Annotated in this window: 7 protein-coding genes; 5 read left to right on the top strand and 2 right to left on the bottom strand. The window is 71.4% G+C overall.

The features are described 5' to 3' along the window. Nucleotides 1-49 precede the first annotated feature (49 nt). The gene (locus AB0B83_RS27310; RefSeq protein ID WP_327030916.1) at nt 50-1,804 is read right to left on the bottom strand and encodes an ATP-binding protein; all 1,755 of its coding nucleotides are present in this window, start codon (nt 1,802-1,804) and stop codon (nt 50-52) included. A gap of 138 nt (nt 1,805-1,942) precedes the next feature. Further along, nucleotides 1,943-2,695 (bottom strand): pyrimidine reductase family protein, encoded by a 753-nt coding sequence (locus AB0B83_RS27305; RefSeq protein WP_357580560.1) that lies wholly within the window; start codon nt 2,693-2,695, stop codon nt 1,943-1,945. 150 nt (nt 2,696-2,845) lie between these two features. On the opposite strand from AB0B83_RS27305, the gene AB0B83_RS27300 reads away from it, so the two are divergent. The 5 genes from AB0B83_RS27300 to AB0B83_RS27280 all read left to right on the top strand — a co-directional run bounded on the left by AB0B83_RS27300 (nt 2,846) and on the right by AB0B83_RS27280 (nt 8,566). Continuing rightward, nucleotides 2,846-3,391 carry a plasmid pRiA4b ORF-3 family protein gene (locus tag AB0B83_RS27300; protein ID WP_357580559.1) on the top strand — a complete coding sequence of 182 codons (546 nt, stop codon included), beginning with the start codon at nt 2,846-2,848 and terminating at the stop codon, nt 3,389-3,391. A gap of 470 nt (nt 3,392-3,861) precedes the next feature. Continuing rightward, nucleotides 3,862-5,154, top strand: coding sequence for an extracellular solute-binding protein (locus AB0B83_RS27295; RefSeq protein WP_311411505.1), 1,293 nt, complete (start codon nt 3,862-3,864; stop codon nt 5,152-5,154). Between the two features lie 156 nt (nt 5,155-5,310). Further along, a complete protein-coding gene (locus AB0B83_RS27290) occupies nt 5,311-6,282 on the top strand; it encodes a sugar ABC transporter permease (RefSeq protein ID WP_311411504.1) in 972 nt (323 codons plus the stop codon). A gap of 11 nt (nt 6,283-6,293) precedes the next feature. Then, nucleotides 6,294-7,136 (top strand): carbohydrate ABC transporter permease, encoded by an 843-nt coding sequence (locus AB0B83_RS27285; RefSeq protein ID WP_311411503.1) that lies wholly within the window; start codon nt 6,294-6,296, stop codon nt 7,134-7,136. After that, the gene (locus AB0B83_RS27280; protein WP_357580558.1) at nt 7,133-8,566 is read left to right on the top strand and encodes a GH1 family beta-glucosidase; all 1,434 of its coding nucleotides are present in this window, start codon (nt 7,133-7,135) and stop codon (nt 8,564-8,566) included. The genes AB0B83_RS27285 and AB0B83_RS27280 overlap by 4 nt, the downstream gene beginning before the upstream one ends. Nucleotides 8,567-8,643: the final 77 nt, after the last annotated feature.

The following is an 8,643-nucleotide window of genomic DNA, read 5'->3' as shown; positions in this document are numbered from 1 at the left end:
GCGACTGCGGGGCTCGCAAGCTCACTCCTCGCGCTCACCGGTGTCTCCCCTAGAAGGGGATGTCGTCGTCGGAGGTGCCGCCACCGGAGCCGACGACGGCGAACGGGTCGACGGACTGGGTGATCGACCGGAGCGTCTCGGACGGGGCGCGGCCGGCCTCGGAGACCCGGGTGGCCCAGGCCGGGAACGGGAACTCCAGGCAGAGCGGCACCGGGATGTCGGGCTGGTTGACGAACATCGTGCCCGGCTTGGCCAGCAGCGCGCGTTGGCGTTGGGCGGGCGGCAGGAAGCCGTACTCCGGGCGGGACGCCTCGGCCGGGTCGAGCCGGCCCACCACCCGGATCGCCGAGTTGGTGACGATCCGCCGCTCCACCTCGCTCGCCGTCTGCTGGGCGCCGACCAGGATCACCCCGAGCGAACGGCCCCGCTCGGCGATGTCGAGCAGCACCTCCTTGATGGGGGAGGAGCCTTCACGGGGGGCGTACTTGTTGAGCTCGTCGAGCACCACGAAGAGCAGCGGCTTGGCGGTGCCGGCCTTCTCCTTGCGCTCGAACTCGCTCTTGAGCGTCACGCCGACCACGAACCGCTGCGCGCGGTCCGGGAGGTTGTGCAGGTCCACCACGGTGACCTGGGCGCTCTCGGCGGTGTTGATCGAGTGCGGGCGGCGGGTGGCCAGGTCGCCCCGGATCAGCCGGGACAGGTCCTTCTTGCTGCCGATCAACCGCCGGGCGAACGCGTTGACCGTGCCCAGCCCGACGGCGCTGCCCGCCCAGTCGGAGCGGGTCTCGTCGTCGTTGAGCTGCTCGACGACGTGGTCGACCAGGTCGGCGTACGAGCCGAGCCGCACCCCGTCGATGCTGATGCCGCCGTCGGCGGGCTGCGCGTGCCGGGCCAGGTGGGCGGTGACCGAGTGCACCACCATCGTGTACTGCTGGCGTTCGTCGTCGGCGTCGGCGAACACGTAGGGCAGCAGGCGGTCGGCGCAGAACTCGCTCAGCGTCCAGTAGAAGCTGTCCACCCCGGTGAGGCGGCTGCTCACGTCGGGCGTGCCGGAGGAGTCGCCCACCCGGGGCGGGGCGTAGACCCGCACGTCCGGGAACGCGCCGGCGGCCAGGCCGAGCTTCGCGTACGCGGCGCGGGTGGGGTCGTCCAGCCGGGTGTTGGGATGGTCGAGGAAGAGCAGGTCCTCGCCCTTGACGTTGAAGATGAGCGCCTTGGCGTTGACGGCGTCGCCGCCCAGCACGCCGGAGCGGAAGACCGAGTAGAGCAGGAAGGTGGCGAAGCTCGTCTTCGTGGCGACCCCGGAGATGCCGGAGATCGACACGTGCGCGCCCCGGCTGCCGTCGAGGAAGTCGGCGTTGAGGTAGACCGGCACCCCGTCGCGGCCCATGCCCATCGGGATGCGCCGCTCCATCCGGTCGAAGTGCAGCGCCCGGGCCCGGGCGTCGCCCTCGGCGCGGTGCACCACCGCACCGGGCGACGGCGGCACGTAGAGCTCCGGGTCGACGCGGGTCGTGGTGATCTCGGCGGCCTCCTGCACCTGCGCGGGCAGCGTGCCGTCGGCGATGGCGAAGACGTCGGAGTCGAACTGGGCGCCCTCGTGCCGGGCGCGGACCTGGGTGACCACCCCGGCGATCGTCACCGGCTCGCGGTCGGGCAGCTCCCGCCGGGTCACCACGACGTCGTCGAGCTGGAGGTAGCTGTCGGGGGAGACCGCGGTCCAGAACTGCAGGGGGGTGGCATCGGCGGTGCCCAGCACCCGGCCGACCACCTCGCCCGGGCCGTCGAACCCGTCGTCAGTCATCGGGCAACTCCGGTCGGCTGGTCGTCGCGGTCGGGGCACACGCCCTGCATCCTGCCCGAGGAGTACGACACGTTGCCACGCGACGCGGCGGACGCCACCCCGCCATCGGCACCCGTCAACCGCAGGGTGCCCGACCGGTCACGGTCGGTCGCGGGCGTAGCGGAGCATGAGCACCCCGTCGGCGGCGGCGAGCACGTGTCGCAGCGGCAGGTGGCGTACGTCGCTGGCGTCGCCGGCGGTGATCCGCCCCGGGCCCGCCCCGGCCAGCAGCGGGGCGACGGTGAGGCAGACCTCGTCCACGAGGTCGGCGGCGGTGAGCGCGCCGAACAGCTGCGGGCCGCCCTCGCAGAGCACCTGGTCGAGGCCGCGGCGGCGCAGCTCGGCCAGACCCGCCGCGAGGTCGACCCGGTCGTCGCCGCAGCGCACCACGTCGGCGACCTTGGTCAGGCCGGGCGGTGCCACGGCGTCGGCCCGGGTGAGCACCACGGGCCGCACCGGCGCGTCGGCGAACGCGGCCTGCGCCGGGTCGAGGTCGAGCGAGCCGGAGACGACGACCAGCGTCGGATACTCGGCGAGCCCGTGCTCGCGGCGCCACGCCCGGCGCCGCTCGTTGAGGCGTACCGCCCGGTAGCCCTCGTGCCGCAGCGTGCCGGCGGCCACGAGCAGGGCGTCGCAGAGCATGCGCAGCAGCCCGAAGACGCGCTTGTCCGCCTCGCCGGAGAGCCCGGCGGAGTAGCCGTCGACGGAGACACCGCCGTCCACGCTGGTCACGAAGTTCATCCGCAGGTGGGGGCGGTCGGAGCGGCCGTAGAGCGCGGTGAGCGCGGCGTCGTCCAGCGGTCGCGCCGACGCCTGCGGCCAGAGCGCCGAAATCGGGATTCCGACGTTCATTCGCCGGCCGGACCGGTGACCGGAGGGGTGGGTCGGGGGGTACGGTGCTGGCAGTCGCACCAGTTCCGCCCCGGACAGTCGTCGTGCCGCCTGGCCCGGCACGCTCGGCAGATCATGCCCGCAGCCTATGCCGAGGAAGGATGGGACAGCATGCCGCGTCAGATCTTCCAGCTGAAGATTTCCCTGGCCGGGGTCCGGCCGCCCGTCTGGCGCAGGGTGCTCGTCCCGGGCGGCTACACCCTCGACCGGCTGCACCGGGTGGTGCAGCACGCCATGGGCTGGCGGGACTGCCATCTGCACTCGTTCGAGATCGAGGGCCGCCAGTACGGCGCGCCCGATCCGGACGGCGAGCTGGCCCTGCGCGACGAGTTGGACGTCCGCCTCGACGCGGTGCTCGGCAAGGGCAGCCGCTTGCATTACACGTACGACTTCGGCGACTGGTGGGAGCACGACCTGGTGGTGGAGGACGCCTGCACGGCCGATCCGGACGAGCGGTACCCGTCCTGCCTGGACGGCGAGCGGGCGTGCCCGCCCGAGGACGTCGGCGGCCCGGCCGGCTACCACGCGCTGCTGGCCGCGCTGGCGGATCCGGCTCACCCCGGGCACCGGGAGGCGCGGGACCGGGTGGGCGACCGGTTCGACCCGGTCGCCTTCGACGCGGGCCGCGCCGGCACCCTGCTGCGCCGCTTCTGCTGAACCGCCCCGCCGCCCCCGCCGCTGGACCCCTGCGCCGCCCTCGCCGCGCAGCCCCGCCGCCGCCGCTGAACCGCTTCGGCTGAGACGCGTTCCGGTCGCCTCGGCTGTGGCGCGTGCCGGGCCGGACTCAGGGTACGCGACGGGCCGCTCAACGTGTCCTCCGTCCGCGCCCGGACGTGCTGAACCGCTTCAACGGGGCGGGTGCGCAGGTGGCGCCGCCCGGCGGGTCGGCCCGCGACGTGCGGCAGTCGGGGCGTACGCACACGCGGTAACGATCTGGGAACGCTCCCATAGGCCTATTGACACCTCCGACACCCGCCGGCAATCTCATGGGAGCGCTCCCGCGAACGTGGCACGACTCACCCGCGCCCCGCTCCGGACGTCGACCGCCGGCCCCGACCGGTGCCGACGGCGCGTATGGCACCCCCCACCACACCCAGTCAGCCTCACCACCGAAAGAGGGGTCTCCGATGAGCCTCACCACGCGGCGTACCCGCATGGCGGCTGCCGCCCTGGCCGCGATAACCGCCATCGGCGGTCTCGCGGCCTGCGGCAAGGACGACGACGCGCCGGCGGCCGGCGAGAAGCCCGCCAAGCTGGTCGTCGACACGTTCGGCGAGTTCGGTTACGACGAGATCATCAAGCAGTACGAGAAGGACACCGGCATCAAGGTCGAGCTGCGCAAGACCGCCCAGCTCAACGAGTACCGGCCGAAGATCGTGCGGGCGCTCGCCACCGGCAAGGGCGCGGCCGACGTGGTCGCCCTGGAAGAGGGCATCCTCAACGAGTTCAAGGCCAACCCGGCCAACTGGGCCGACCTCGCTCCGCTGGTCTCCGACCACAGCAAGGACTACCTGCCCTGGAAGTGGGAGCTGGGCAAGGCGCCTGACGGCCGGCTGATCGGCCTGCCGACCGACGTCGGCAGCCTCGCCGTCTGCTACCGCCGGGACCTCTTCCAGGCGGCCAAGCTGCCGGTCGAGCGGGACCAGGTCGCGGCCCTCTGGCCGGACTGGAACGCCTTCATCGAGACCGGCAAGAAGTACCGCACCGCCACCGGCAAGGGCCTGCTCGACTCGGTCACCACCGCCGCCAGCGCGGTGATGTTCCAGCAGGGCGGCGACCTGTTCTACGACAAGGACGACAACGTCGTCGCGGACAAGAGCGCGGCGGTGAAGACCTCCTGGGACACCGCGGTCGCGATGGCCGACGCCAACATCACCGCCGAGACGGCCACCTGGTCGCCGGAGTGGTCGGCCGGCTTCAAGCAGGGCACCTTCGCGGCGACCTTCTGCCCGTCGTGGATGCTCGGCATCGTCGCGGACAACTCCGGCCCGCAGAACAAGGGCAAGTGGGACGTCGCCCCGGTGCCCGGTGGCGCCGGAAACTGGGGTGGCTCCTGGCTCGGCGTGCCGACCCAGAGCAAGTACCCCAAGGAGGCGGCGAAGCTCGCCGAGTACCTGACCAACGCGCAGAGCCAGGTGGCGGCGTTCAAGCTCAAGGGCCCGCTGCCGACCAACCTGGAGGCGCTGAAGAACCAGGAGTTCCTCGCCTACACCAACGAGTACTTCAACAACGCGCCGACCGGCAAGATCTTCGGTGAGAGCGTTGCCAAGATCCAGCCGCTGCACCTCGGCCCGAAGCACCAGGCGGTGAAGGAGAACGCGTTCGAGCCGGCGCTGCGCTCGTACGAACAGGGACAGGCCACGAAGGACAAGGCCTGGGAGCAGTTCGCGAAGGACGCCAAGACGCAGGGCGCCTTCTGACCCACCTCGTCGCCAGGTGGCGTCCGGGTCCACACACCCGGACGCCACCAGCGCCGTCCCCGTTCCGCCCCGGACGCCATCGGCGCCGTCCCGTTTTCGCGTAAGAGCGCCTGGGCGTCGGCGCGCGCCCGTGCCGACGCCGGGAAAGGACCCCGCATGAGCCTCTCGGCCACGACGGCGCCGCCGTCTCCCGCCGCACCGCCACCCCGCCCGCCCGCGCGGCGCCGGTCCCGGTCGCACTCGCTGACCCGGCTGGACCTCAAGTACTCGCCGTACCTCTACATCGCGCCGTTCTTCGTGGTCTTCGGCATCTTCGGGCTCTACCCGATGCTGCGGACCGCCTGGATGTCCCTGCACGACTGGAACCTGATCGGCGAGCACAGCTTCATCGGGTTCGACAACTACGTCGCCCTGGTCAAGGACGAGTACTTCTGGAACGCCACGCTCAACACCTTCGGCATCTTCCTGCTGTCGACCATCCCGCAGCTGCTGCTCGCCCTGTTCCTGGCGAACCTGCTCAACCGCACCTTCCTGCGCGCGCGCACGCTGTTCCGGATGGCGATCTTCATGCCGAACGTGGTCTCGGTGGCCGCCGTGGCGATCGTCTTCGGCATGCTCTTCCAGCGCGACTTCGGCGTCATCAACTGGCTGCTGAGCTTCGTCGGGATCGACGCGGTCGACTGGGACGCCGAGCGCTGGAGCTCCTGGACCGCCATCGCCTCCATGGTCAACTGGCGGTGGACCGGCTACAACACCCTGATCCTGCTCGCGGGCATGCAGGCCATCCCGCGCGACCTGTACGAGGCGGCGGCGCTCGACGGCGCCAGCCAGTGGAAGCAGTTCTGGCGGATCACCCTGCCGATGCTCACGCCGACCTTCGTCTTCGTGGTGATCCTCTCCACGATCGGCGGGCTCCAGCTCTTCACCGAGCCGCTCGTCTTCGCCAACGGCAACATCATCGGCGGCGACCAGCGCGAGTTCCAGACCCTGGCGATGTACATGTACGAGCTGGGCATCGAGAACCTCAACACCGCCGGCTACGGCGCCGCGGTCGCCTGGGCGATGTTCCTGATGATCGCCCTCGTATCGGGGATCAACTTCCTGCTCGTCCGCCGCACGGTGAAGTGAGGAACGCCCAGATGAACTCGGCATCCCGGCGCCTGTGGCGCACCAGCCCGCTGACCTACGTCGCGCTCGTCCTGGCGACGCTGTTCTCGATCTACCCGTTCTACTACATGGTGGTCATCGCCACCCGCAGCCTGGACTCGATCAACGACGTCCCGCCGCCGGTCACGCCGGCCGGGTCGTTCGGCGACAACTTCGGCCGCGTGCTCGACAACGACGCGGCGAACTTCCTCACCGGCCTGCTCAACTCGGTGATCGTCTCCGGCATCGTGACGGTCTCCGTGGTGATCACCGGTTCGCTGGCCGGCTTCGCCTTCGCCAAGCTGCGTTTCCGGGGCCGCAACGCCCTGCTGCTGACGATCATCGTCACCATGATGATCCCGACGCAGCTCGGCCTCATCCCGCTCTGGGGCATGATCCAGGACCTCAACTGGTTCGACACCCTCTACGCGGTGACCGTGCCGTTCCTGGTCAGCGCGTTCGGCGTGTTCATGATGCGGCAGTACGCCACCCAGGCCATCTCCGACGAGCTGATCGAGGCGGGCCGGGTGGACGGGGCGAGCACCTTCCGCATCTACTGGAGCATCGTGCTGCCCGCGCTGCGGCCGGCCGCCGCCGTGCTCGGCCTGCTGACGTTCATGGAGACCTGGAACTCGTTCCTGTGGCCGTACGCGGTGCTCACCTCCGAGAACCCGACGCTCCAGGTCTCGCTGGCCTTCCTGTCGTACGCCTACTACACCGACTACTCGCAGGTGTTCGCCGCCACGGCGGTCGGCACTCTACCGTTGGTGATCGTGTTCATCGTGTTCGGCCGCCAGATCGTGGGCGGCATCATGGAAGGTGCCGTCAAGTCGTGAGCAACCCCGCCAGCCCACCCGCCGTCGGCGTCTTCGAGGACCGTCCGCCGCTGACCTTCCCGCCCGGCTTCCTCTGGGGCGCGGCCACCGCCGCGTACCAGATCGAGGGCGCGGCGGCCGAGGGCGGTCGGACCCCGTCGATCTGGGACACCTTCAGCCACACCCCGGGGCGGGTCGTCGAGGGGCACACCGGCGACGTCGCCTGCGACCACTACCACCGGCTGGGCTCCGACGTCGCGCTGATGGCCGAGCTGGGGCTGAAGTCGTACCGGTTCTCGGTCTCCTGGCCGCGGGTGCAGCCGGGCGGCACCGGCCCGGCCAACGCCGAAGGGCTCGACTTCTACCGGCGGCTCGTCGACGAACTGCTGGGGCACGGGATCGAGCCGTGGCTGACCCTCTACCACTGGGACCTGCCGCAGCCGCTGGAGGACGTCGGCGGCTGGCCGGCCCGGGACACCGCCGCGCGGTTCGCCGACTACGCCACGCTGGTCGCCGACGCGCTCGGCGACCGGGTGCGCTACTGGACCACGCTGAACGAGCCGTGGTGCTCGGCGTTCCTCGGCTACGGCTCCGGGGTGCACGCGCCGGGCCGCTCGGACGGCGCGGACGCCGTACGGGCCGGACACCACCTGATGCTCGGCCACGGCCTCGCGGTGCAGGCGCTGCGCGCGGCCCGGCCGACCGCCGAGGTCGGGGTGACGGTCAACCTCTACCCGGTCACCCCGGCCAGCGAGGCGCCCGCCGACGTCGACGCCGCGCGGCGCATCGACGGGCTGGCCAACCGCTTCTTCCTGGACCCGCTGCTGCGCGGGTCCTACCCGGCGGACCTGATGGCCGACCTCGCCAAGGTCACCGACTTCGGGCACGTGCGCGACGGGGACCTGGCGACCATCTCCACCCCGCTGGACGTGGTCGGCGTCAACTACTACAGCCGCCACGTCGTCGCCGCGCCGGACCCCGACGCCGAGCCGGAGCCGTACTGGCGGGCGCCGTCGTGCTGGCCGGGCAGCGAGGACGTCCGGTTCGTCACCCGCGGCGTCCCGGTGACCGACATGAACTGGGAGATCGACGCCCCCGGCCTGGTGGAGACGCTGCGCCGGGTGCACGAGGAGTACACGGACCTGCCGCTCTACGTCACCGAGAACGGCTCGGCCTTCGTGGACGAGGTGGTCGACGGGCGGGTCGACGACGCCGACCGGCTGGCGTACTTCGACGCCCACCTGCGCGCCGCGCATGAGGCGATCGAGGCCGGGGTGCCCCTGCGCGGGTACTTCGCCTGGTCGCTGATGGATAATTTCGAGTGGGCCTGGGGCTACACCAAGCGGTTCGGGATGGTCCACGTCGACTACGACACCCAGGTCCGCATCCCCAAGTCCAGCGCCAGGTGGTACGCCGAGGTGATCCGACGCAACGGTCTGGCCGCACAATAGGCCAGGGCCAGCCATCAACGGGCGGCCCCGGGGGCCCCCCCCCCCGGGGGGCGCCGGGGGCGGGCCGCCGGCCGATA

Origin of the sequence: Micromonospora sp. NPDC049060 (genome assembly GCF_040649055.1) — a bacterium.
In the GTDB taxonomy this organism is placed as follows: Bacteria; Actinomycetota; Actinomycetes; order Mycobacteriales; family Micromonosporaceae; genus Micromonospora; species Micromonospora reichwaldensis.
This window is presented reverse-complemented; position numbering and strand designations above follow the sequence as displayed.

What these genes read in the sequence shown, in the direction of transcription:
- AB0B83_RS27310 (WP_327030916.1), bottom strand. Translation starts at nt 1,804, where the DNA reads ATGACTGACGACGGGTTCGACGGCCCGGGCGAGGTGGTCGGCCGGGTG.
- AB0B83_RS27305 (WP_357580560.1), bottom strand. Translation starts at nt 2,695, where the DNA reads ATGAACGTCGGAATCCCGATTTCGGCGCTCTGGCCGCAGGCGTCGGCG.
- AB0B83_RS27300 (WP_357580559.1), top strand. Translation starts at nt 2,846, where the DNA reads ATGCCGCGTCAGATCTTCCAGCTGAAGATTTCCCTGGCCGGGGTCCGG.
- AB0B83_RS27295 (WP_311411505.1), top strand. Translation starts at nt 3,862, where the DNA reads ATGAGCCTCACCACGCGGCGTACCCGCATGGCGGCTGCCGCCCTGGCC.
- AB0B83_RS27290 (WP_311411504.1), top strand. Translation starts at nt 5,311, where the DNA reads ATGAGCCTCTCGGCCACGACGGCGCCGCCGTCTCCCGCCGCACCGCCA.
- AB0B83_RS27285 (WP_311411503.1), top strand. Translation starts at nt 6,294, where the DNA reads ATGAACTCGGCATCCCGGCGCCTGTGGCGCACCAGCCCGCTGACCTAC.